Annotated in this window: 18 protein-coding genes and 3 pseudogenes; 9 read left to right on the forward strand and 12 right to left on the reverse strand. The window is 69.7% G+C overall.

Annotation, left to right across the window (positions count from 1 at the left end; translation table 11 throughout):
- Positions 1–55: 55 nt before the first annotated feature.
- From ACTWPV_RS19200 to ACTWPV_RS19215, 4 genes are all read right to left on the reverse strand, one after another.
- Positions 56–364 (reverse strand): hypothetical protein, encoded by a 309-nt coding sequence (locus tag ACTWPV_RS19200; RefSeq protein ID WP_443152817.1) that lies wholly within the window; start codon positions 362–364, stop codon positions 56–58.
- 210 nt (positions 365–574) lie between these two features.
- Positions 575–1,060, reverse strand: coding sequence for an AAA family ATPase (locus ACTWPV_RS19205; RefSeq protein ID WP_443152818.1), 486 nt, complete (start codon positions 1,058–1,060; stop codon positions 575–577).
- 586 nt (positions 1,061–1,646) lie between these two features.
- Positions 1,647–3,287, reverse strand: a complete 1,641-nt coding sequence (locus ACTWPV_RS19210; RefSeq protein WP_443152819.1) for a Mu transposase C-terminal domain-containing protein — start codon at positions 3,285–3,287, stop codon at positions 1,647–1,649.
- A gap of 226 nt (positions 3,288–3,513) precedes the next feature.
- Positions 3,514–4,449, reverse strand: a complete 936-nt coding sequence (locus tag ACTWPV_RS19215) for a tyrosine-type recombinase/integrase (protein WP_443152820.1) — start codon at positions 4,447–4,449, stop codon at positions 3,514–3,516.
- A gap of 482 nt (positions 4,450–4,931) precedes the next feature.
- Here ACTWPV_RS19215 and ACTWPV_RS19220 point away from each other — a divergent pair, with 482 nt between their 5' ends.
- Both ACTWPV_RS19220 and ACTWPV_RS19225 read left to right on the forward strand, forming a co-directional pair.
- Positions 4,932–5,528 (forward strand): DUF6230 family protein, encoded by a 597-nt coding sequence (locus ACTWPV_RS19220; protein ID WP_443152821.1) that lies wholly within the window; start codon positions 4,932–4,934, stop codon positions 5,526–5,528.
- A gap of 109 nt (positions 5,529–5,637) precedes the next feature.
- A complete protein-coding gene (locus ACTWPV_RS19225) occupies positions 5,638–6,183 on the forward strand; it encodes a DUF6114 domain-containing protein (RefSeq protein WP_443152822.1) in 546 nt (181 codons plus the stop codon).
- Positions 6,184–6,228: 45 nt separating this feature from the next.
- Here ACTWPV_RS19225 and ACTWPV_RS19230 read toward each other — a convergent pair.
- Both ACTWPV_RS19230 and ACTWPV_RS19235 read right to left on the reverse strand, forming a co-directional pair.
- Positions 6,229–6,303, reverse strand: a pseudogene (locus tag ACTWPV_RS19230) (MBL fold metallo-hydrolase); the annotation flags it as partial.
- A 39-nt stretch (positions 6,304–6,342) separates the two neighbouring features.
- Entirely contained in the window at positions 6,343–8,097 is a 1,755-nt protein-coding gene (locus ACTWPV_RS19235; protein ID WP_443152823.1) for a SulP family inorganic anion transporter, read from the reverse strand.
- Between the two features lie 108 nt (positions 8,098–8,205).
- Between ACTWPV_RS19235 and ACTWPV_RS19240 the strand changes: the two genes are divergently transcribed.
- The 3 genes from ACTWPV_RS19240 to ACTWPV_RS19250 are packed head-to-tail and all read left to right on the forward strand — an operon-like array spanning position 8,206 to position 10,626.
- Positions 8,206–8,343 (forward strand): hypothetical protein, encoded by a 138-nt coding sequence (locus ACTWPV_RS19240; protein WP_443152824.1) that lies wholly within the window; start codon positions 8,206–8,208, stop codon positions 8,341–8,343.
- Positions 8,340–9,959 carry a SulP family inorganic anion transporter gene (locus ACTWPV_RS19245; protein ID WP_443152825.1) on the forward strand — a complete coding sequence of 540 codons (1,620 nt, stop codon included), beginning with the start codon at positions 8,340–8,342 and terminating at the stop codon, positions 9,957–9,959. The genes ACTWPV_RS19240 and ACTWPV_RS19245 overlap by 4 nt, the downstream gene beginning before the upstream one ends.
- Positions 9,952–10,626 (forward strand): GAP family protein, encoded by a 675-nt coding sequence (locus ACTWPV_RS19250; RefSeq protein WP_443152826.1) that lies wholly within the window; start codon positions 9,952–9,954, stop codon positions 10,624–10,626. The genes ACTWPV_RS19245 and ACTWPV_RS19250 overlap by 8 nt, the downstream gene beginning before the upstream one ends.
- A 3-nt stretch (positions 10,627–10,629) precedes the next feature.
- Here the strand turns inward: ACTWPV_RS19250 and ACTWPV_RS19255 are convergent, their stop codons facing one another.
- The 4 genes from ACTWPV_RS19255 to ACTWPV_RS19270 form a co-directional block, all read right to left on the reverse strand.
- Positions 10,630–12,426 (reverse strand): alkyl/aryl-sulfatase, encoded by a 1,797-nt coding sequence (locus tag ACTWPV_RS19255; RefSeq protein ID WP_443152827.1) that lies wholly within the window; start codon positions 12,424–12,426, stop codon positions 10,630–10,632.
- A 174-nt stretch (positions 12,427–12,600) separates the two neighbouring features.
- On the reverse strand, positions 12,601–12,927 hold the full coding sequence (locus ACTWPV_RS19260) for a hypothetical protein (protein WP_443152828.1): 327 nt from the start codon (positions 12,925–12,927) through the stop codon (positions 12,601–12,603).
- Between the two features lie 41 nt (positions 12,928–12,968).
- Positions 12,969–13,679, reverse strand: coding sequence for an MFS transporter (locus ACTWPV_RS19265; protein WP_443152829.1), 711 nt, complete (start codon positions 13,677–13,679; stop codon positions 12,969–12,971).
- Positions 13,680–13,748: 69 nt separating this feature from the next.
- Positions 13,749–14,720, reverse strand: coding sequence for a cation diffusion facilitator family transporter (locus tag ACTWPV_RS19270; RefSeq protein ID WP_443152830.1), 972 nt, complete (start codon positions 14,718–14,720; stop codon positions 13,749–13,751).
- Between the two features lie 140 nt (positions 14,721–14,860).
- Between ACTWPV_RS19270 and ACTWPV_RS19275 the strand changes: the two genes are divergently transcribed.
- Positions 14,861–15,217 carry an ArsR/SmtB family transcription factor gene (locus ACTWPV_RS19275; RefSeq protein WP_443152831.1) on the forward strand — a complete coding sequence of 119 codons (357 nt, stop codon included), beginning with the start codon at positions 14,861–14,863 and terminating at the stop codon, positions 15,215–15,217.
- 60 nt (positions 15,218–15,277) lie between these two features.
- Here ACTWPV_RS19275 and ACTWPV_RS19280 read toward each other — a convergent pair whose 3' ends face one another.
- Positions 15,278–18,316: a Tn3 family transposase gene (locus ACTWPV_RS19280; RefSeq protein ID WP_443152832.1), complete on the reverse strand. Its 3,039-nt coding sequence runs from the start codon at positions 18,314–18,316 to the stop codon at positions 15,278–15,280.
- A gap of 92 nt (positions 18,317–18,408) precedes the next feature.
- On the opposite strand from ACTWPV_RS19280, the pseudogene ACTWPV_RS19285 reads away from it, so the two are divergent.
- The 3 genes and pseudogenes from ACTWPV_RS19285 to ACTWPV_RS19295 form a co-directional block, all read left to right on the forward strand.
- A pseudogene (locus ACTWPV_RS19285) lies at positions 18,409–19,206 on the forward strand (Tn3 family transposase); the annotation flags it as partial.
- Between the two features lie 79 nt (positions 19,207–19,285).
- Positions 19,286–20,989: an IS4 family transposase gene (locus ACTWPV_RS19290; protein WP_443152833.1), complete on the forward strand. Its 1,704-nt coding sequence runs from the start codon at positions 19,286–19,288 to the stop codon at positions 20,987–20,989.
- Position 20,990: 1 nt separating this feature from the next.
- Positions 20,991–21,880 (forward strand): annotated as a pseudogene (locus ACTWPV_RS19295) (Tn3 family transposase); the annotation flags it as partial.
- Between the two features lie 231 nt (positions 21,881–22,111).
- Here the strand turns inward: ACTWPV_RS19295 and ACTWPV_RS19300 are convergent.
- On the reverse strand, positions 22,112–22,951 hold the full coding sequence (locus ACTWPV_RS19300; protein WP_443152834.1) for an NAD(P)H-binding protein: 840 nt from the start codon (positions 22,949–22,951) through the stop codon (positions 22,112–22,114).
- Positions 22,952–23,042: the final 91 nt, after the last annotated feature.

Raw genomic sequence — 23,042 nt, forward strand, 5'->3', positions numbered from 1 at the left:
CGTTCCCGGCGTGCGTGCGCTGGCTGCGCAACCGTGATCGCAGCCTTGATCGAGGTCAGGCAGCAATGCGGCGGAGCATGAAGGGCACCGCCAGGAAGTCCATGCCCGCTGCCAGGAAGGCGCCCGCCCCCATGGCTCCGGCCACGGTGCCGGCCAGCGCGGCCAGCGGCGGCACGGCCGGCTGCGCCACGCCCCACGACGATCCTTGGAAAGCGAACCAGCGCGGCCGATCGGCGTCAGGCGCGGCGTCGGCCACAGCGGACTGCCAGCGGCCCAGCAGCACAGTGTTCACCACCGTGCAGGCCAGGTAAGCGCCGATCGTCACGGCCGGACTGGCCGTGACCGCCATGACCAGCGCAAGCATCCCCAGCAGCACCGTGCCGGCGCCGAGGTGTAATGTGCCAGGGTTAATGTCGCTGTTCCTGCCGTGCTTTTGTCGTGCTGGCTCGGCAGCTGGTTCTTGGCGTGTTGGGTGTTATGAAGGCCGTTGCCCGGCCCCGAGGACTCGGGGCCGGGCAACGGCCTGTGCGTGGTGTTGCGTGATTTCTGGGTGGATGTGCTTGACGTGGGATGGTCACATAGAGCCGATGACGAGGTTCTTGCGGGCAGTCTCGACGACTTCTTTGGTGACGGTGGACATGTTGTTGATTTTCAGGACGCGTTCGATCTGGCCGACGAGGCGGACGGTGAGGCGGAAGTTGCCGCTGGTGATGCGGGTGATGGCGGCGAGGGCTTCAGCGGTGGCGTAGTCATCGGTGTCGCTGAGGCTGAGGTGGGGCCAGGATCTGGCCAGGACGAAGGCTTGTTCGTCGGCGGACATGGGTTTGTAGTGGTGGACGAACCCGACGCGGGAGTAGAGCGGAGGGTAGCGGGCGAGGCGCTTTTCGATGCCGGGCATGCCGATCAGGATGAGTCCGATGCCGGTGCGGTCGTGGTGGTCGCGTAGCTGTTCCAGGGCGCCGACTTTCAGCCTGTCCGCTTCGTCCACGATGAGAAGTTCGGCGTGGGTGCTGGTGTTGAGCCTGCCGTGTTCGTCGATGCCGCGGCCGGGGTTGAGCATGAGTTCGACGTTCCAGCCGAGCCGATCGCACAGGAACGAGATCTCTTTGTCGAGGTTGTGCGGGGTGTTGTGGACCTTGGGGTGTACATGACGGCGCGGGCGGCCAGGATTTGCCCGGCCGAGGCCTCGCCGTCGGAGCCGACGGGGCGGGTGCCGTCGAGGTGGCCGGCGAGCTGGTCCCATTGGGAGTAGTAGCGGGCTGATTGGGTCTTGCCCACGCCCGGGGCGCCGAAGCAGAGGCCGACGTAGCGTTCGCGCTGTACGGCATCGGCGAATTCGATGAAGAGCCGATGCTCCTTGGTGATCACGATGGGGGTGGCGACGGGCCTGTGCCCATTGCCACCTGCCAGCTGGCCGGGCGGAGAGCCAGGCCCGGAGGGTGCAGGCCGGTCGGCAACGTCGGGACGGCCGCCGAGTCGGTCTGGATTGTCGCGATCGTCAGGGCGGGCCTCGGCGGTCGGATCGCTCGCGGGGTCGGAGGTGTCGTTGCTCGAAGCGCCGGAGGGCCGTGCTGACTCAGGGGCTGGCTCGGGGAGGGTGTCGTCTGCTTTCGCCACGCGGGGTGTCTATCCGGGGCTGGGATGGCTCACTCATTCCAGTAGCGTTTGAGTCGCGGACCGTCACTGGGGGTAGTGGCGGTGTCGACGCCGGTCAGCGGGTTGGTACGAGGGCTGGAGCTGTCCTGGGCGGTGATGGCGCCGTCACCGTCACCGTCGGTTCGGGTGAGGGTTGCCCAGTTGGCCAGTTCGGTGCCGGCCAGGGAAGCGGGCAGGGGTTCGCTGTGGGCGGCCAGCAGCCGGTCCACGACGGCCTCGCGGCTGGTCAGGTGGCCGCGTAGCTGTTTGCGTCGGGCGTTGCGGGCGGCGGTGATCTCTTTGAGGCTGATGGTGGCGCCGGAGAGTTCGGGGCAGATCGCCCGGCACAGGAATTCCTCGGCGCCGTCGGGCAAGCGGAGGTAGACGCGGATCTCGGTGATGTCGCGGGGGTCGTAGCGGATGGTGGCCTGCTCCCGGATGTAGAAGGCCAGGACGGGGTCGAGGTAGCGCAGGCTGAGGAAGTGGATCCCGTCGGTGTGGATCTTGCGGGGTTTGGCGACGGTGAGCAGCAGCAGGTCGAGTTGTTCGAGCGAGTCGGGCATGCGCGGGATGAACCCGCCGGCCTCCCACCGGGTCTGCGGGGGCGCCTTGGTCTCGCTGTGGGTGCGCAGGTTGTAGACCTCGCGGATGAACCGGCCGAGGGCGGCGTCCAGCTCGGCCAGGGTCAGCTTGGCCTGGCCGGCGCGCTCAGGGGTGCCGCGGGGCGCGTAGCCGGGCAGGTGGGACAGGCACATCTGGTTGATCGTGCCGATCAGCCGCTCGATTTTCCCGTGGCCGTGCGGCTGGCCCTTGAGCGAGAAGACCGGCTGGACCCTCAGGTCTGCCATGACCTGTTCCAGATGCGCCGAGGTGAAGTCGGAGCCGTGGTCGAGGTGGAAGACCGACGGGATGCCGCACACGTGCCAGCCCGGTTCGGGCTTGCGCCAGATCGCGTGCCGGAAGGCCAGCGCGGTGGTCAACGCCGAAGGTGCTTCCAGATTGACGGCGTATCCGGCGATGGCGCGGGAGTGGTCGTCCTCGATGGCGGTCAGCCAGGGCCGGGCCGGTCGGCCCTTGTCGTCGAGCACCCAGATGTCCAGCTCGGTGTGATCGGCTTGCAAGATCTCGTTCGGAGCCTTGGCTTCGCGCCGGTACACCAGGTCGTAGGTCTCCCGGTACTTCTTGGTGCCCTCAAGGCCGAGGGTGACCAGCGCGGGGTCCAGGTCGGCGACGATGCGGGCCACGGTCCGGTAGGCGGGCGAGGGCCAGCCGCGCGCCTCGGCGATGCTTTCGGCCTGCCGGTGGATGGCGGCCGCGCTGGGGCGAGGCTTGCGCAGGGCCAGCCCTTCGATGAACGCCACCAGCTCATCGGGGAAGCGGCGCAGCCCTTTGTCGCGGCGGCCTGGTCGCGTCAAGGCATCCAGACCGCCTTGCCGGTAGTCGGCCGGCCATCGCTGCAGCGTCCGATAGGAGACGCCGTCCTCGTCCTGGGCAGCGGCCAGCTGCGCCAGCGGCACCCCCTCGTGCAGGTGCGGCGCGAGCATCTCGTACCGGCTCATGGCCAGGGCGCGCCCGGCGGCGTGACCGGCCAGGCCGCGATGGCTCCCGCTGCCCGGCCTGGCTTGTGCGTGATGTTCCCTCGCGGTGCTCACCCCGTTATCGTCCGTCCCCACGATGACCGCCCACCACACCCGCGGGCGCCACGGTTGCGACAACCAGCGCAAAGCGGGACCCTGCCGCGTCACGTCGGCCTGAACCGGGACCCTGGCAAATCGCCTGCGTGCCCATTGACATCGTGCTCAGGCCACAATCCCGCTGCCTTCCCGGTAACACGTCCCCCGGGGGACCCCTCGGCAACGCCACACCCGGTGGCCGGCATCAGCGTGCTGTCTGCTCTCGGCGCCGCCGGGCGGCGCGGATCTCGACGTCGGCGATCTTGTCGTCCAGCAGCGTGTACATCTGGGTGGTTTCGGTGGAGGCGTGGCCGAGGCGGCGGCGGACAGCCTCGATGGACACCCCGGCGTTGATGAGTTCGGTGGCATGGGAGTGCCGCAGCTGGTGGATGTCGATCTCGACCCCGGCCTGCGCGCAGTAGGTCTGCCAGCGGTGGTGGGCGGCGTCGTAGGACAGCGGCCCGCCGCGGCCGTTGATGGAGGCGCGGAACAGCGGCCCGGCGGTGTAGCCGGTGCGGGCCAGGTAGAGCTTGAGCAGGGCGACGTAGCCGCGGTCGTCCAGCAGGACGGTGCGGACGCTGCCGCCCTTGCCGTGGATGCGGACGTGTTCGTCGTCCAGGCGCAGGTCCAGGTCCTCCACGTACAGACCGCAGACTTCGGAGGCGCGGGCGCCGCACACGTAGGAGGTTTCGAACAGCACCCGATCCCGCAGCTGGTCCAGCGGCAGGTCTTTGCGCGGCCGCCGCGAGCAGATCATCGCCAGCACCTTGGCGACGTCGGCCGCGCTGGCGGGGCGGGGCAGGTTCTTGGGCACCTTGACGGTGTCGATGCGGTCCATCGGGTTGGCGTCCAACAGGTCGTGGCGGACGGCCCACTTGGCGAAGGAAGCGATGGCGACGCGCTTGCGCTTGCGGCTGGCCGGTGACAGGTCGGCGAGTTCGGCCAGGTAGGCGCGGACGGGCGCGGCGGTCAGTGCGCCGATCTTCTCGCCGTGGTGGGCGGCGAAGGCGATCAGGTCGCCGCGGTAGGCGCGCCGGGTGTGGGCGGAGGCGCCGGCGTTGGCCAGGTCGGTGAGGAAGTCGTCGAGATGGCGGGCGAGCGGGTGGGCGCGGCCGAGTTGCTCGGCGATAACCGGATCCATCGTGTCGCCATCCACCATCCGCCGAGTTGCCAGATAACCGGGAAACGAAGCCTGCGCGCCGGGCGACGGCCGCCCAGCTCGCGCTATGCCGGTGATCGCTATCTTGCCAGATAACAAAGGTTATCTAAGAACCGGTCGTGGCTCGCCTAGCTTGTGAGCGCAGCCCCGGCGGCGCCCCTGTTGCTCGGGACGTGCGCGTCGGCCGCCTGAACGGCGGTGCTGGGCAATTCACTTGGGCGCCCCGCCCAGCGCTACTGCCTCCCGACCTGCTCGCAAAAGCGCTTCTCGGTCCATCGGTGCATGGGAGCCGCCCTTCTAGATGTGGGCAAATTTGTCCAGCAGTACGCCATAAGCGCTGCGGCGTCTGGCGTGTAGGTCGACGAGCGGCGTGGATGTCCCGCATGCTCGGCAATAGACCGGACTGTGACTGTCTGGAAGAGATTGCGGGCCCGTCCGGGGGCGGCGTGAAGGGGGAGCGCATCATGGCTGAGCGGGGACGCGTGCGGTGGAGACGCTTCGGCCTGCTCCTGGTTCCTGTCGCGGTGATGACGTCGCTGCTGGTCGGTGCCACGGCTCAAGGGGTCATCGGCGCCACGTTCGTCGTCTCCGGAAACGGCTTCAAGCTCTTCGCCGGCCAGCTGCGCGGCCAGGGTTTCACCCTGGCCACCGACGTGGATCGGACCAAGGATGGCCGGCTGATTCCCGTCATCGTGGCCGGCGTCCGGCGGGCCGCGGTCACCGAGCTGTGTTCGAGCGCGCTGGTGAAGACACCCGTGGGCACGGTGACGCTCCGGCTGACCGGCGGCCAGGGCGGCAACGAGGTGGCCATCGAGGACCTGGTGATCGATGTGACGGTGGGACAGACCGCCGCCTCCATTCGCGACCTTGAGCTGGGCCGCGATGCCAGCACCTTGGACGAGGTCCCTGATGGCAGGGGTCCTGCCGGTACCTTCGGCGGCCAGGCCAGAGTGGTCACCCTACGCGACGTCAGGCTGGGCGCCAGGGCCGTCACGGCCGCCACGTTCAGCCTGCCCGACCTTGGCCTCAAAATAGTGCGCGGTGAGCACGAGTGCTATTGAGGCGGAGCCAACCCTCGCGTGGCGGATGGCGGGCAGGTGATGGCGAGCACAAGTCGAAGGGCACACGATCACAGCGGTCCGCCGCGGCCGTTGATGGAGGCGCGGAATCATGAAGTCGTGGCGGCGTTCCCGGCCGTTCTGGGGCGGGCTGTTCATCGTGGCGGCGGGGCTGGAGCTGCTGTCGATCCCGCTAGCGATCGACGCGCTGCCTGTGGCCGTCCTGTTCGGCACGGTGGGGGCCGGTTATCTCATCGCCCTCGCCTTGATCATCGCCGGGGTGCTCATCTGGTTGCAGCCCGGCCAGCGGGTGTTCCTCGGCCTGATCGCGGTGCTGGTGTCCCTGGCGTCCTTCGTCTACTCCAATCTGGGCGGTTTCCTGCTCGGCATGATCTGGGGCCTGCTGGGCGGCATGCTGGCGGTGGCCTGGACCCCCATCAGCCGGCCCGCAGGTCGCCTGGACACCGTCACCGTCCGCAGCACCCTGGCCGCGGCCCGGACCCTCGCCTCACGCGTGAGCGTGCCGCGCTGGACGACGGCCATCGCTGTGAGGTGGCGCTGCCGGCGGCTGGTGTCCATGCGGCGAGCCCGCATCGAGGCCGATCAGGTGCCGGCGGCCAGCAGCTCCATCGCGAAGCTGCGCGAGCCGGCCGGGTAGGAGGCTGCGGTTGTCGCACGGGGGTCCGTCGCTTCGATGACGCCGCGCGCCCCCGACGTGGTCGGTGTGGACGTGGGTGTAGATCAGGCCGGTGACCTGGTGAGGGCGAGGGAACCTCACGACAGGGTCGGATGCCGGTTGACCGGGTTGCAGCGGCGATTATGAGGCACCTGATCGCGGCCCGGTGAGCAGGGTGCGCAGCCGGTCGAGGAGGCTGCGGCGGTGTGGACGCGCTGGCCGCGCCGCCGGCTCCAGGCTGGGATGGTCGGCGCGGTAGGCGGTGACGGCGTCGGCCACCCGGGGGTAGAGCCGGATGCGTTCGTCCAGGCCGGTGGCTTGTATGAGCTTCCGTACCGGGGTGCGGGTGCGGGCGAGCGCCAGGCGCACGCCGACCCGGTCGCAGTCGTCGATGACGCGATGCAGCGTCTCGGCTCCGGTGGTGTCCATGTCGTAGACGGCTTCGGCGTCGATGATGATCTGCCGCACCGGCGGCTCGGCGTCGGTGATCAGACGGCGCAACTCGGTGCGCAGGACATCGGCGTTGGCGAAGAACAGCGGCGCGTCGAAGCGGTAGACGACGAGCCCGGGCAGCGTCTCGGCGTCGCGATGGTGGGCGACGTCGCGGTACGCGCGGTTCTCCCCGGTGCGGCCGAGGACGGCGGTGTAGGGCATCACCGCGCGGCGCAGCACCTCCAGCAGGGAGACAAGCACGCCGGCGACGATGCCCTGGAGCACGCCCAGGGTGAGCACGCCGAGGGCGGTGATGGCCGCGAGCACGAAGTCGGTGCGGTGGATGCGCCACAACCTGCGCAGGGCCGGCAGGTCCACCAGGCGGGCGGCGGTGAGGATGATGACCGCGCCGAGTGCGGCCTGGGGCATGGTGCGGATCAACGGCATCAGCGCCAGCAAGGTGCCCGCCACGGCCGCCGCCGCGCCCAGCCCCGCCAGCCGGGTCCGCGCCCCTGAGCCGGCCAGCAGGGCGCTGCGCGAGTCGCTGCCGTTGGCGGGGAAGCCGCCCAGCAGCCCGGCGGCGGCGTTGGCCGCGGCCAGGCCGAGGAACTCCTGCTGCGGGTCGGCGTCCTTGCCCTGTTTGGCCGCCATGGCGCGGGCGGTCAGCACGCTGCTCGCATACACCAGCAAGGCGATGCTCAGGGCGGGGCCGAGCAGGTGCACCGTGTCGGCCAGCGGGTCGGCCAGGCCGGTCCAGGGCAGGGTCGGTAGGGGCAGGCCGCGCTCGGCGGGGCCGAGGACCTCCAGCCGGTCGTCCAGCCCGGCCAGTGCGACCACCGCGGTCGCCACGGCCAGGGCGATCAGCGGGCCCGGCAGGTTCGCGGCGTAGTAGCCGATCAGCAGCACCGCCGCGGCGGTCACGGCCGCGCACCCCAGGGCCCACACGTTCAGATCTGCGAGGGCGCTCAGCACGGCGCTGGCCTTGGCAAGTGAGCTGCCGCTGGCTTCGATGCCGGTGACCTTGCCCAGCTGACTGACGATGATCACCACGCCCGAGCCTGCCAGGTAGCCGGTCAGCACAGGGGTGGACAGCAGCCGCATCAGCACGCCGGCACGGGCCACGTACCCGATGAGCAGGAAGGCGGCGATCAGCAGGGCGAGCAGCGCGGCCACGGCGGGTGGGCGGCCCTGGATGGTGGCCAGCGTGCCGGCGACGACGATCGCGACCGACGATTCGGGGCCGACGTTCAGCAGGCGGGTCCCGCCGAAGATCGCGTAGCCGATCATCGCGCCGAGCGCCGTGTACAGGCCCGATGCCGCGGGCAGCCCGGCCAGTTGCGCGTAGGCGAACGCCTGCGGCACCAGCACCGCCCACAGCGACAGCGCCGCGAGCAGGTCCGGGCGCAGCCACGCGTGCTGGTAGCCGCGTAGCTCCGCCCATCCGGGGACAGCGGACCAGCGCATCCGCGGCCTCCCCCCTCACGTGGCCGACCCCTGTTTCGTAGCCACGCCCGGGCCAGGGGAAGCCTGCGAGATCGTCAAGCATCATCCCAGGTCAAATGGGGTACGTCAGTGACCATTGGGGTGTGGGGTTCGTGGGGGTTGCTGCCTTTGTCGTTGTCCGTGGTGATCGGCCTGGTCTCGGTCATGGTGGTGATGGTCGTGCTGCTGGTCCTGCTCGGTGAGCGACTGGGCGGGCTGGTGTCGTGACCTGGTTCGCCGCGGGCATGCGAGGCCCGCTGAACTGGCCTAAGGAGATCACCGCCGGGGTCACGTTGGCGGCGCTGGCCATCCCGCTCAACATCGGCTACGCACAGATCGCCGGATTGCCGCCGATTGTCGGCCTGTACGCGGCGATCGTGCCGATGCTGGTGTTCGCGCTGGTGTGTTCCTCGCGCCAGCTGGTGGCCAGCCCGGACGCGCCCATCGCCGCGCTGATCGCCTCGCTGCTGGTCGCGATCGCCGCCAAGCCCGGCAGTCCGCAGTACGTCGAGCTGGCCTACGCCCAGGCGCTCGTCTGCGCGGCGGTGTTCCTGCTCTTCTACGCCTTCAAGCTGGGTTTCCTGGCGAGTTTCCTGTCCGAGCCGGTGTTGGTCGGGTTCATCGCCGGGCTGGCTGTGGAGATCCTCATCAGCCAGGTCGAGAAAATCCTCGGCATCCACGTCACCGCCGAGCGGTTCTTCCCGGAACTGTGGGAGATCATCACCAAGATTCCGCAGGCGCACCTGTGGAGCGTCGTCGTCGGGGTCGCCACCATGCTGGTGATCGTCGCACTGCGGAGGTTCCTACCGGCGTTGCCGGGGCCGCTGGTCGCGCTGGTGGCCGCCACCGTGGCCGTCGCCTGGGCCGGGCTGGACTCCCGCGGCGTGTCGGTGCTCGGCCATGTCCCCTCCGGACTGCCGGTCCCGCACTGGCCGCAGATCACGCTCGGCCAGTGGGCCGCGCTCATCCCGGGCGCCATCGCCATCTGCGCCGTCACCCTGGCCGACGGGCTGCTCACCGCCCGCCGCTACGCCGAACAGCACCACTACCGGATCGACGCCAACACCGAGCTGCGCGCCTTCGGCCTGGCCAACGCCGCCGCAGGGTTCACCCAGTCGATGACCATCGGCTCCAGCGCCTCGCGCACCGCCGCTATGGACGCCACCGGTTCCCGCTCCCAGATCCCCAGCGTCGTCTGCGCGATCGTGGTCGCCGTCCTGGTCGCGTTCTTCTCCGGGTTGCTCGCCTACCTGCCCAACACCGCACTGGCCGGCATCGTCGCCGTCGCGGTCGTCCGGCTCATCGACGCACGCAAACTGGCCGAGCTGTGGCGGCTGCGCCGCTCGGAGTTCTGGATCGCCGTGGTCTGCCTGCTCGGCGTCCCGGTGCTCGGCTCGCTCTCCGCCGTCATCATCGCCTTCCTGCTCTCAGCCGTGGACGTCGTCCGGCGCGCCTCCCGCCCCGGCACCGCCACCCTGCGACCGGGCGAGCACGGCCGGTACGTACGCGGCCAGGAGGCCGGCCCGCTGACCGTCTACCGGTTCGAAAGCCAGCTCTTCTTCGCCAACACCGACACCTTCAAGACCGAGATCACCCATCTCGCCGACCAGGGCGCCCGGTGGATCGTCCTGGACGCCGAGGCCATCACCGACGTCGACACCACCGGCGCCCAGGCGCTGCGCGAGACCGCCGACATGCTGCGCGAACGCGGCGTCACCTTTGCCGTCTCCCGCGCCACCGGCTCGCTTCGCCGGCTCCTGGCCCGCTACGGCCTGGCCGGGCTCACCTACTACGACTCCAACGAGGCGGCGGCTGCCGCCTACCGGGAGAGTGACCATGGGTAAGGCGTTCGCCGACATGCTGCCCTACACGCTGGGCCTGATCGTCTCACCGTTCCCGGCCGTGGCCGTCATCGCCCTGCTGATCAGCGCGAACGGCCGACCCAAGGCGCTGCTGTTCGAGGTGACCTGGCTGATCATGAGCTGGGTCGTGCTGATCGTTCTCATCATGCTGCTGGGCGCCGCGGGCGTCACCGGACACGCCAAGGCCACCTGGCTCACCTGGCTCGACCTGGCCATCGGCGTGCTCCTGCTGGCGATGGCGTTCGCCGGTATCCGCCGGGCCGCCCGCCGCAGGCAGGGCAAGGCCCCTGAGGTGCCCCGCTGGATCGCCGCCATGGACACGATGACCACCCCGAAGATCATCGGTGTGGCGGCCCTGCTCATCGTGGCCAACCCGGTCAACCTCGCCTCCCTGGCCGGCGGCGCCATCGCCGCCGCCCATGAGCCTCTGACCGCCGGCCGGCAGCTCATCCTGGCGGCCGTGTTCGTCGTCATCGGCAGCATCGGCGTGCTCGCCCCCTACGCCACCGCGCTCACCTCGGGCGGCGACGAGCGGCTCCAGCGCATGCGCGGCTGGCTGATCCAGCACAACGGCGCCCTCACCCTGCTGTTGATCCTGGTGTTCGCCCTGCTGTTCCTCGCCAAGGGCCTGCGCGGCCTGCTCGCCTAGGCATTACGGCGTCACGATCGCGAACGCGGGATCCGGGTCCTCCAGGACGGCGGTCAGGCGGTTCAGGACGTTCATGTCGCCCTCGTGCTCGATGCCGTCGGCCGGCTGGCCGGTGAGCAGGCCGAGCAGTTGCTGCTTGGTGAGCGTGAGCGTCAGGTCCACTGGCTGCGGCGGCGGGTCGGCCTGGTGGATGAGCGCGCCGTTGGACAGCGCGGTGCGGTGGCGCTGGTTCAGATCCGTCAGCCGCCAGTCGATGACCAGACGCTCGTCCCATGCCTTGGGACCGTCGACGCGGATGGCCAGGGAGTCGAAGACCTGCTCGACGGTCAGGGCCGCGATCATCTCCGGCGAGGTGGTGTCGAGGTTGGCCGGCACTACGTCACCGGTCAGCTCCAGCGCGCCGACCAGATAGAAGTTGCGCCAGGTTCCGTTCTCGGCACCCTGGCCGAGCCGGGTGTACACCTCGGCGAGCATCTCGCGGGCCTGCCGGTCGTGTTCATCGGCGAAGACGGCGTGGTTGAGCAGCGAGGCGGCGAACCGCAGGTCGCCGTCGTCGATGTAGCGGCGGGCGAAGGCGAGGACGCCCTCGCGTCCGCCCATGCACTCGACGTAGCGGCGTGCCTGCTCGATGGGCGGATGCTCCCACAGGTGGGCAGGGTTGCCGTCGAACCAACCCAGATAGCGCTGGTAGATGGCCTTGACGTTGTGGCTGACCGAACCGTAGTAGCCGTGGGTGTGCCAGGCCTGCTCCAGCGCGGGCGGCATCCGCATGGCCTCGGCGATCTCGGTGCCCGTCATGCCCTTGTTCAACATCCGCAGCGTCTGGTCGTGCATGTAGGCGTACATGTCCCGCTGCTGCGACAGGAAGCGGACGATATTCTCCTTGCCCCACGTAGGCCAGTGGTGCGAGGCGAACACCACGTCGGCCTGGTCGGCGAACAAGGCGATCGCCTCGGTCAGATAGCGCGCCCAGACGCGCGTGTCACGGACCAGAGCACCGCGCAGCGTGAGGATGTTGTGCTGGTTGTGCGTGGCGTTCTCGGCCATGCACAACGCCCGCCAGGCGGGGATGAGGAAGTTCATCTCCGCCGGCGCCTCGGTACCCGGGGTGAGCTGGAAGACGATCCGTACCCCGTCGAGCGTCTCCTCCTGCCCGGTGTGGGTGATGTCCTTGCTCGGCGGGATGAGCGAGATGGTGCCGGTCGAGGTGGTCATCCCGAGCCCGGTCCCGATCTGCCCTTCGGGCGAGCGGGGCAGTGCAGGACCGTACATGTAGGTGGCGCGGCGGTTCATCGCGGTGCCGGCGTAGACGTTTTCCGACACCGCGTGGTGCATGAACCCCGAGGGGGCCAGGATAGGCACGCTGCCGTCGGTGACGCCGCGCACCCCGCCGAAGTGGTCGGCGTGGGAGTGGGTGTAGATGACCGCGGTGACCGGCCGGTCCCCCCGCCGCTCGCGATAGAGCTTCAGCCCGGCCGCGGCGCATTCGACCGACAGCAGCGGGTCGACCACGATGACACCCTGCTTGCCCTCGACCAAGGTCATGTTCGACAGATCCAGGCCACGAACCTGATAAATACCGTCGGTCACCTCGTACAGGCCCTGCTTGACGCACAACTGCCCCTGTCGCCACAGGCTGGGATGCGCGGTGTCCGGGCACTCCTGCGCCAGGAAGCCGTAGGAGTCGGTGTCCCACACGACACGGCCGTCGGCCCTGACCACCGCGGGACTCAGCGCGGCCACGAACCCGCGGTCGGCGGCCTCGAAGTCCGCCCGGTCATGAAAGGGAAGGTCTGCCATAAATCTGGCCTGCCCGCTGGCGACCCCCCTCCGCCACCACCAGCCGGTACCAACACCCGCCCGTGACCATCTCTTTGACAGCCTCGCGAGGTCGCACCATCAAGCGCATCACCGCGCCGCAGCCTACGGCAAGGCCGGGCAACCGCCGCCTGGAGCTCGACGTCGTCCCACCGCTCAGCCCATGCTGATGTTGACGGCGGTCTGCTGATGAAGGCGAACCGCAACAGCGAGTCCAGGCACGGGACTTGGCGCCTCAGCTCCCGGCCCTGCATCGAACGCCGGGCCTGGCTGCTCCTGCTGACCGCGCTCGGCGTCATCACCCTCCTGATCTTCGCCGTACTCGTCACCGGCCGGCCCCGAGGGGACATCACCTGCGGAGTCAACCTGCATTCGGCTGTGAGCGACGTACCGGCCATTGCCCCGGGCCATCGAGAACTTCGGGCCCAGGGCGACGGTCGTCATAATGCCCACCAGGCCATCAACCAGCTGCCGAACGACCACGACAGAAGCACGGCAGGGACAGCGACATCAACCGCGGCACGTCACACCGAGGGATCACCGCATGCGACCGCCCGGCCAGCAGCCGCCGGGACGGCCACAAGGCCACCGGCGCCAGCAGGGCCGCGCCCGCGAGCGCCAGCCCCGGCAGCCACGCGGGCGCGCCCCGCTCCAGCAGCGCCAGCGGCAGGTACATCATCACGGCCAGGGAGCCGACCGCGAACGCGGTGCCCGCCACGGTAAGCCGCATCAGCGCCGCCGGCGGCCCGCCACCGCCCACCCGCTCCCGCCCGCTGTCTGCGGCCACCGCCTCCGCCGAGCTCACGGGGCAGGAACGTCACCGCGACGACCGCCGCCACCAGGCAGGTGAGCGCGTCGGCGGCCACCAGCCAGCGCACGCCGAGCGGCAGCAGCACCGCCGCCAGGAGCCCCGCAGCCGCCCCGGCCGCCGACAGCGCCACACCCATCACTGCGTACGTGTGATGCCGCCGCTCTCCCGTACTGGCCCGGGCCAGCAACTCCTGCGACGCCGGCTCGTACACCTCGAAGGCCAGCCCCACCACCGCGATCGCCACCAGCACCTGCACCTGGCCGTGAGCCAGGGCGAGGGCGGCCAGCGACAGGCTGGTCGCCACCAGCCCGGCGGCCAGCACCGTGCGCGGCGGGAACCGATCGAGCAGGAACGCCCCCGCCCACCGTGAGATCAGCGCCGTGACCCCGAACAAGGCCAGCGCCACCGCGGCCAGCTCAGGCACGCGCCGCCCCCCGAATCGCCAGCGCGTCATCCTGGCACAAGCCACCGACAAAACAGCCCTTATCCGGCATTACCGGTGCGCGAGAAGAACAGCGTGATGATCGGTCTCGGCCGGGCCGTCCGGGTCGGCGTGCACCGTCGCCGCACGAAGCCGCGGCAACTCGTGGATCAGCCGGTGCTCGGCCTCGACCGCCACGCCGTGCGCCTCGATGAGCGAGGCGTCATGCCGTACGCCGATCTCGACCTCGGCCCGCAGCGCGTGACCGACCCAGCGCAGCCGTACCGCCCCGACCCGCTCCACACCGGGCACCGCCGCCAGGATCGCCTCCGCCTGGCTGATCAGCTTGGGGTCGACCGCGTCCATCAGCCGGTGGTAGATCTCGCGGGCGGCGTCGCGCAGCACGAAGCAGATCGCCACGGTGATCAGCAAGCCCACGATGGGATCGGCCAGCGGGAACCCGAGCGCCGCTCCACCGGCCCCCAGCAGCACCGCCAGCGAGGTGAAGCCGTCGGTGCGGGCGTGCAGACCGTCGGCCACCAGCGCCGCCGAGCCGATCTCCCGGCCCACCCTGATCCGGTAACGGGCGACCCACTCGTTGCCCAGGAACCCGACCACGCCGGCGGCGGCCACCAGGCCCAGCGCCTGCATGTCGCCCGGGTCGATCAGGCGCTTGACCGCCTCATAACCGGCCAGCGCCGCCGACACCCCGATCAGCAGCACGATGACGACCCCGGCCAGATCCTCCGCCCTGCCGTAGCCGTAGGTGAAGCGCCGCGTGGCCGCCCGCCGGCCCAGCGAGAAGGCGATCGCCAGCGGCACTGCGGTCAGCGCGTCGGCGAAGTTGTGCAGCGTGTCACCCATCAACGCCACCGACCCCGACACCGCAACGATCACCGACTGCACCAGCGCGGTGACGATCAGCACCGCGAACGAGATGGCCAGCACGCGCATGCCCCGGCTGCTGGACTCCAGCGCGGTGTCGGTCTTGTCCGCGCTGTCATGACTGTGCGGAGTGATGACATGGCGAAGCTTCGACAGCAACCGCCTGCCCCTGACCTGTTCGTGCCCATGCCCGTGACCGTGCCCATGCCCGTGACCATGTCCGTGCTGCGGGGGACCAACCTCAGCCATCGCGTACCTCTCGCTTGCAATTGACCCAATTGCCGGGATTATATGTAGTCATGTATGCACGCGACAATCAATCAGGTGCGTCACAGCCGCAACAGCAACCGACAAGCGCGCAGGTCGACACGGCCGTCGACGCCTTCCGGATGCTCAGCGACGCCACCCGGCTACGGCTGATGTGGCTGCTGTCCAGCGGCGAGTACGACGTCAGCAGCCTGTCGGCCGCCATCGACGTCGCCCGGCCATCGGTCTCCCAGCACCTGGCCAAACTCCGCCTCGCCGGTCTCGTACAGACCCGGCGCGACGGCCGCCGCGTGCTCTACCGAGCCCGCGACGCCCACGTCCGCGCCCTGATCGGCGAGGCGCTCTTCCACGCCGACCACGAGGTCTCCGGCATCCCCAGACACGACTGACCGGGCCGGGTGACGCCCACCGCGGGTCCAAGCCGCCCCGCACGTCGATGCCGACCCGGGTCAGCTCGGCTCGTGAGCGCCGTCGTGGAAGGGGCGCAGGCCTCCGGCCACATCGGCGCGGGAGAAGGCGTAGCGGCCCAGGAAGTTGATGTGGTCGTACTGGATCGGCGACAGCCGCGCGCACATCTCGTCAGTGACCGGGAACCCCTGCTCACGCAGGTGCTTGATGGCCGCGTCCAGATACAGGCTGTTCCACCAGATGACCGCGTTCAACGCCAGACCCAGACTGCCCAGCTGATCCTCAAGGCCCTCACGGTAGCGCTGGCGCAGCTGGCCCCGGTTGCCGAAGGCGATCTTCCGGGCGAGACGGTGGCGCGCTTCCTGGACGTTGAGCTGGGTGCCGATCATGCGGCGGTAGCCTTCGTCGGCGATGAACTGCAGCAGGTGCAGCGTCTTGAAGATGCGGCCGTAGTGCGCGAATGCCTCGCCCAGACCGGTGGTGCGGCCGTCGGCCGACAGCATCCGGATCAGGTCGTAGGCGCGCACCGTGCCCATCGTCAGCGAGCCGGCCACCCGCAGCATGTCGCCCCAGTGCGCGCGGATCTTGTCCAGCCGCACGGTGTGGCGGGACATGTGCTCCAGCGGCCCGTAGACGGCGCGGGTGTTGGTGCGCCACAGCCGGGTGTCGGCCAGGTCGGCGATGCGCGGGGAGAACTGGTAGCCGCAGATCGCGAACAGGCCCGAGACGATGTCGGAATAGCTGGCGGTGTCGGTAACCACCGTCTCCGGTCTGGGCCCGCCGTCGAGGTTGTGGATGGCGTCCAGGATGAACAGCGAGTCGCGCAGCGTGCCGGGCACCACCAGCCCGCCGATGCCCATCACCTGGTCGTTGACCACGTTCAGCCAGGTCGCGCCGCGCTGACGGCCGAAGTAGACGGGGTTGTGGCCGGTGTGCAGGTTCTGCACCGGCACCACGAAGCGCAACCCGTCGGCAGAGGCGATGTGCCCGCCGCCCCAGCAGGCGACGATGTCGAGTTCGGCCTGGGCGGCGATCAGGCGGGCGTTGGCCGCCGCGATCGTCTCGCCGCGCAGGTAGCCCTGGTCGACCTGGAGCAGCCGGGCCCTCGTCAGCGCGGGTACATTCGGTTTCTCGATCGGGACCAGGCCGACGTTGCACGCCTCGGCCACGATCAGCGCGGCCAGGCTCACCCCGAAGTCCTCCATCGACGCATCAGCGCCGGAGATGTGGGTGAAGTCGCCCGGCAGGCCGGTGCGGTCGAACACCTCCAGCAACAGCTCGGGAAAGTCCAGCCGGGGCAGCATGCCGTCGACCAGGCTCCGCAGCTCCTTCATCAGCGGCGGCTCCTCGGCCGCGCCGAGCTTCTCCAGCTGCAGTCGGCCGCCGACGAACTGCACCGCGGTGTTGGCGCCGAGCCCGTTCAGCACCCGGGCATACGCGCCCTCCAGCGCGCCGGCGAGCTCGGCCAGATGCCCGGCCGGTTCGACCTCCAGCTCCAGCGAGGTGAGGATGCGCAGCCGCGCCTGCTGCCACGCCGCCCCGTCCAGCAGCCGGGCCCGCGGATCACTCCACCGATCGGAGCCTTCGGCGAACACATCGCGCCAGCGCAGCCCATGATGCAGGTGCATAACCGCGCACAGCACGAACGCGGCCTTGTCGATCTGCCCCTCCGGCAGATCCGGGTTGCGGTAGACCAGCGGCCGCCACGACCAGGTGATCAACTCCTCGTGCGCTGCGATATCGCTCGGCGCGTAGCGGCGGCGGCTCTTGGCCATAGCCGCGGCGGTGCGCACCATCGCCAGTACCGCGCTGCCGGCCTCGACCGCGCGGAAGCGGATCACCTCCAGCAGCAGCTCGATGAAGCCCTGCACGGTGCGGTAGCGCTTGACCAGCTCGGCTCGCCATTCGGCGGCTGCGTCATCGTCAGTCGTAGGCACGAACGCCGCGACCGTCTCCACCGCCGAGGCCAGCTTCTCGCGCGGCACCACCTCCTCGATCGCCTTCCACACCTCCACCAGCGACACCAGCCGATCCTCGGTCGCCTCCGGCGCCGACATCAGCACCTCCACCGCCGAGGCCATCGTGCGCGCCGCCTTGCGCAGCTTCGGGAAGGTGCGCAGTTGCTCGGCCTTGCCCGCCCGCTCGGCCCGGGCCAGCAGGTTGGAGGTAATGAGCAGGTCCAGCACGTCCAGGGCGTCATCGACGGACGAGGTCTCCAGGTGCCGCACGGTGGCCAGCAGCGTGGCCGCCTGCCGATCGCCTTCCAGATCTCGCAGCGTCGGAGCCTTGGAGGCCAGCCCGTAGCGGGCCAGCGCCGACAGTTGCACCGCCGGCACCGGGTCCACCCGCACTGCCCCGGCGCCCAAGCCGACGATCTCGGCCACCCGATGCAACTCCGCCACCATCACCCGCCCCGAGGCCCGCGTCGGCGCGGTACGTAGCCGTTCCAGCTCCGACACTCGCCGATCGGCGGGCACCTGCAGCAGATCGGCCAGCCTCGCCCGCAGCTCCGGGCCGGCGCGCTCAGCCAGCGTGCGATACAACCGGGCGTGCTCAGCCCGACGCACTTCACTGATCAGCCGGGTCAGCGTGGTGATCCCCGCGGGCAGCAGAATGCCCTCGCGCAGCATGTGCACCACGGCCCGGTCGAACAACGCCCGCGGCCCCTCGATCGTCGACCACACCCGCGCGGCCAGGTAGTCGCGGACCTCCTGCTCGCGTTTGGAGAACTCCGACAGCTCCAGCAGGCCCCGGATCTCCCAGGCGTGCTCGTAGGCGGTCTTCGGCCGGGTCAGGTACTCCGGCCCGCAGGTGGGATCGATGTCGAGCTGCTCGGCCACGAACTCCAACACGTCCCTGGGCACGTCGAGAGGGTCTTCGGCCAGGAAGGTGCCGAGCATCCGCACGGTGCCCCACTGCAGCGCCCACCCGAGCTTCGTCGCCGGACGGCGCTTGCTCGCCAGTGCCTCCAGCGCTCGGGAATCCAGCCGGAAGAACTGCTCGAGCTCGGCCACCGACACCTCGGGCCGGAACCGTCGATAGCGGGCCACTTGCTCATTCGAGAGGAAATCCACAGGCATGAGCAGGCACGTTAGGGCGCTGCACCAGGGCAAACAGCCGTCGTCACCGAATCGTCGTCGAGATCGACTCTGTAGCGCCAAAATCCGGTCCGATCCTCCCGAAGGCCTTTCGGGCGCTCCAGGTGCGGGACGTGTTCGCCGCGCCGTCGCTGCGCTGGGCCGACCCGCGCGCCCATCTGCTGGACGGCGCTGCGTGGGAGGCGATCAGCGAGGACGTGCTGGCCTCGCTGTCGCTGACCGACCCGGTCGAGGCGCACCTGGACGCCAAGCTGCTGGCGCTGGACGCGGCGTGGAAGCAGATGGCCGGCCGCCTGGCCGAGGCCGGTGACGACGCCCTGGTACGGGTGGTCACCCCGGCCGACGGGCACGCCCGGTTGTCGGTGGAAAAGCTCGGCGCGCTCGGCGAGAGCCCGTCGCTGAAGTGGCTGCGCGGCGCCTGCCAGGCGATGCTGCCGCGCATCGACCTGCCCGAGCTGCTGCTGGAGGTGCACTCCTGGACCGGTTTCCTGGACGCCTACACGCATCTGGCCGACATCTCCACGCGCATGCACGACCGGCCGCGATCGCTGGCGGCTCTGCTGATCAGCGAGGCCGGCAACGTCGGCCTCGCCCCGGTGATCAAGGACGGGGACGAGGCGCTGACCCGCGGCCGGCTCTCGCACGTCGACCAGAACTACGTGCGCGCCGAAACCCACGCCGCCGCCAACGCGACCCTCATCAAGGCCCAGCGCGGCGTGCCGATCGTGAAGCTGTGGGGCGGCGGGCTGCTGGCCTCGGTCGACGGGCTGCGCTTCGTCGTCCCGGTCCAGACGATCAACGCCGCGCCCTCCCCGAAGTACTTCGGCTACAAACGCGGCCTGACGCTCCTCAACGCGGTCAATGATCAAGCAATGCCGCGAAGTTAAGGATGTTCGGGGTTCTTCAAGGGGCTGAGGGTGTGATCGTCGGCACAGTGCGTCGGGGCCGGGTATGGGACGAGACCTCTGCTATGCCGGGGTGGTCCGTCCAAAGATCCGTCCCGGAGCCGAGGTCTCGTTGCTGCCCAAGTCTGCCAGGTCTGTAGTTGTCGAGGTTGTGCGGAGGGTCCAGGTTGCCGGCGGTGTTTTCGCGCCGGGGCATCTGGGCGAGTTGACGCAGGTGGTGCCGTTCGAGCTGGTCGATGCCGTACTGGAGGAAACCGGGACGACCGAGCGGCGGCTGCGGTCGCTGCCGTCGCGGGTGGGTGTCTACTTCATGCTGGCGTTGGGGCTGTTCGAGCAGATGGGCGCCGCGCTGGTGTGGCAGAAGCTGGTCGCGGGCCTGGCTGGGTTGCCGGTTCCGGCCCCGTCGGAGAAAGCGTTGCGGGATCTGCGCCGCCGGATCGGAGCGGCCCCATTGAAGGCCTTGTTCGAGGTGTTGGCCGTCCCGCTGGCGCGACCGTCCACACCTGGGGTGCGGTATCGGCGGTGGCGGACGGTGGCCTTCGACGGGTGCGCGTCCTTGCGGGTCCCCGACCGGGAGGCCAATCGTGGCTGGTTCGGCAGGCTCAAGGCGAGGTTCGGGGTGGCCGGGTATCCGTCCTTGATGCTGATGACGCTCGCCGAGACCGGCACCCGAGGGCTGCTCGGGGCGATCTTCGGCCCCTCGGCGACGGGTGAGCGTGCTTACGCGATGAGATTGGCGCCGCTGCTCGGCCCGGACATGCTGCTGCTGGCCGACCGCGGTCTCGATGGCAACGACCTGTTGGAAGCGGTGACCCAGACCGGTGCGCAATTCCTGGTCCGGGGCAGGACCGACCGGCGGCCGCCGGTTCTGGCCCGGCTGCGCGACGGCTCCTACCTGACCCGGATCGCCGGCCTGAAGCTGCGGGCGATCGAAGCCGACATCACTGTGACCGGCGCGGACGGCACCGTCGTGACCAGCACCTACCGGCTCCTGACCACCCTGACCGACCCACACACCGACCCCGCCGCGACGCTCGTGGCCTTGTATCACGAACGCTGGGAGATCGAATCGGCCTACTACGCGCTGCGCCACACCCTCCTGCACGGGCGAGTCCTGCGCTCCAAGGACCCCGCCGGGATCGAGCAGGAGATGTGGGCACTGCTGGCCCTCTACCAGGCCCTGCGCCACGCCATGGTCACCGCGGTCGAGAGCATGCCGGGCACCGACCCCGACCGGGCCTCCTTCACCACCGCACTGGCCGCCGCCCGCGACACTGTCACCGCAGCCGCCGGCGTCCTGCCCACCCCCGACACTGGACGGATCACCACCGCCGTCCTGACCAGCCTGCTCCCACCCCGCCGGCCACGCTTCAGCGCTCGCACCGTCAAATCCGGTATCTCCCGCTACCACACCTGGAACGGCGGAAACCGCCCCCTGGCCAGCACGAACATCACCAACATCGCGATCATCATCATCGGCCAAGGCGCCCCAGCCCAGCCACACGATGACGACACCCCCGCCACCTATCCTCCGGGCCCCACGATCGTCCTGGCCATCATGCAGGCCACACCAGAACACTCCTGGCGCGCCCGCGATCTCGCCCGAACTCTTGGGATCAGCGGCAAGAAACCCCTCGACGCCTTCTGTACCCGGATGGCGAAATGGGCCAGCCAAGGACTCCTCACCAAGACCGGCCCCGCAACCTACAAGATCTCATCCCGGACCTTGACAGACCAGCAAGATCCTTAACTACGCGGCATTGAATGATCAAGTGATGGGGATCGGGCAGATGGTCGTGCCGGGCACGCCGCGCGACTCCCTGTACATCCTCGACACCCTGATCAACATCGACGCCGGACCCCAGCCCGAGGTCGTCACCACCGACCAGGCCTCCGAGTCGGACATGGTGTTCAGGATCTTCTCCATGCTCGGCTACCGGTTCGCGCCGCGCTTCGCCGACCTGGGCAACCAGCGGTTCTGGCGGGCCGATCCGCCCGACGGGAGCACGCCGACGTACGGACCGCTGGACGCGATCGCCCGCAACAAGATCAACCGGCAGAAAATCGCTACACATTGGTCGGACATGACCCGGGTCGCCGGATCGCTGGTCACCAACCAGGTCCGCGCCTACGACCTGCTGCGCATGTTCGCCCGCACCGGGCGCCCGACCCCGCTGGGGCAGGCGTTCGCCGAATACGGCCGCATCGACAAGACCCTGCACCTGCTGTCCATCCTGGACCCGATCGACGACACCTACCGGCGCAAGCTGAACAAACAGCTCACCGTGCAAGAGTCCCGGCACCGGCTGGCCCGCAAGATCTGCCACGGCGCGAGCGGGCAGATCCGGAAGGCTTATCGGGAGGGCCAGGAGGATCAACTCGCCGCGCTCGGCCTGGTCGTCAACGCGGTCACGCTGTGGAATCGAGGTATTTGTCGGCCGCCGTCGACCAACTGCGGGCCCAGAGCGTGCCGGTCAAGGATGAGGACGCCGCCCGGCTCAGCCCGCTCGGCCACGCCCACGTCAACGTCCTGGGCCGCTACGCCATCGCCTCCTCCGCCCCGGCCGAAGGCCTGCGCCAGCTCGGCGAGATCCCCGACCTGCCCGACGGCGAGGGCACGGTGGAGGAAGAGGGCGTGTAGAGCTTTGGCTTTGCGGCGGCTGTCACCCCTCCCGGATCCGGCGAATCGTCCGCGGCGGGCGGCCTGGCTGCGCGATTGCGGCCCTCTGCCGGTCTTTCAGAGGGCGAGGACAGGCACCCGGCCTTCGACACGTCGTCGACGAGCTGGACAAAGGCGAGCAGGAGGTGGGGGTCGTCATCGTCGAGCTCGTCCTCGGGACGTGCGCGGAGGCCGGCAGGTGCCGCCTATCCGTCAGGCCGACGCCGCGCCGAAGGCGTCGGCGTGGTCGGCGACCCACTGTGCGTAGGTGAAGGGCGCTCGGCCGGTGACCTGTTCGACCGTCGGCAGGACCTCCGTGGGCTTGCCGACTCTCGCTGTGAGCAAGTTGACGTAATCGTCGATCCCCGGGGCAGGCATGCCGGCGCGGGCCATCTCGTCCCGGAACCAGTCCTCGGACTGCTCTTCCCACCGCAACGGCCGCCCGATGGTCTCCGCGATGACGCGCACGCGGTCGATCTGGGTCAGCGACTGCGGTCCGGTCACCGAGTACCCCTCGCCGGCACGCCCATCGAGGAGGCTGCGGACGGCGACCGCGGCGATGTCGCGCGGGTCGATCGGGGCCGTCTCGGCGTCGCCGTAGCGTCCGCGTACGACATCGCCCTCGATGATCTGGGGCGCCCAGACCAGGTCGTTGGTCGTGAGCCCGTCGGGCCGCACGAAGGTCCACGCCAACCCGGACGCTTCGACGGATCGTTCGAGCCGCAGGTGCACCTCGCCGACCCAGCCGGGCTCGGGCCACGTGACGGACACCGAGGACAGCATCACGACATGCCGCAGGCCGGCTCGCTTGGCCACGTCGAGGAATCCGTCGATCCCCTGGAAAACGGGGAACAGGAAGGCCCGCTCGATGCCGGACAGTGCCTCAGACAGCGTTTCCGGCTGGGTCAGGTCGCCGGTCACGACCTGGACCTGGTCAGGGAACGCATGGCCGCTGGGGTTGCGGGTCATGACGCGGACCTTCTCACCCTCCTCCAGGAGTTGGCGGACGACGTGGGAACCGACGTTTCCGGTGGCACCGGTTACCAGGATCATGGTGGGGATCTCCTTTAGTTTCTTGGTTTCTTTGAGCCGGGGGCCGGTCGGTGACGATCGCGTCACTCGACCAGCCGTCCGGTGGATTCGA

Origin of the sequence: Nonomuraea sp. KM88, from assembly GCF_052245635.1 — a bacterium.
Classification (GTDB): Bacteria; Actinomycetota; Actinomycetes; order Streptosporangiales; family Streptosporangiaceae; genus Nonomuraea.

Bases quoted from the DNA above. Each gene is read 5' to 3' on its own strand.
- ACTWPV_RS19200 (WP_443152817.1), bottom strand. From the start codon at position 364: ATGCTTGCGCTGGTCATGGCGGTCACGGCCAGTCCGGCCGTGACGATC.
- ACTWPV_RS19205 (WP_443152818.1), bottom strand. From the start codon at position 1,060: ATGCTCAACCCCGGCCGCGGCATCGACGAACACGGCAGGCTCAACACC.
- ACTWPV_RS19215 (WP_443152820.1), bottom strand. From the start codon at position 4,449: ATGGATCCGGTTATCGCCGAGCAACTCGGCCGCGCCCACCCGCTCGCC.
- ACTWPV_RS19220 (WP_443152821.1), top strand. From the start codon at position 4,932: ATGGCTGAGCGGGGACGCGTGCGGTGGAGACGCTTCGGCCTGCTCCTG.
- ACTWPV_RS19225 (WP_443152822.1), top strand. From the start codon at position 5,638: ATGAAGTCGTGGCGGCGTTCCCGGCCGTTCTGGGGCGGGCTGTTCATC.
- ACTWPV_RS19235 (WP_443152823.1), bottom strand. From the start codon at position 8,097: ATGCGCTGGTCCGCTGTCCCCGGATGGGCGGAGCTACGCGGCTACCAG.
- ACTWPV_RS19250 (WP_443152826.1), top strand. From the start codon at position 9,952: ATGGGTAAGGCGTTCGCCGACATGCTGCCCTACACGCTGGGCCTGATC.
- ACTWPV_RS19255 (WP_443152827.1), bottom strand. From the start codon at position 12,426: ATGGCAGACCTTCCCTTTCATGACCGGGCGGACTTCGAGGCCGCCGAC.
- ACTWPV_RS19275 (WP_443152831.1), top strand. From the start codon at position 14,861: ATGTATGCACGCGACAATCAATCAGGTGCGTCACAGCCGCAACAGCAA.
- ACTWPV_RS19280 (WP_443152832.1), bottom strand. From the start codon at position 18,316: ATGCCTGTGGATTTCCTCTCGAATGAGCAAGTGGCCCGCTATCGACGG.
- ACTWPV_RS19290 (WP_443152833.1), top strand. From the start codon at position 19,286: ATGGGACGAGACCTCTGCTATGCCGGGGTGGTCCGTCCAAAGATCCGT.
- ACTWPV_RS19300 (WP_443152834.1), bottom strand. From the start codon at position 22,951: ATGATCCTGGTAACCGGTGCCACCGGAAACGTCGGTTCCCACGTCGTC.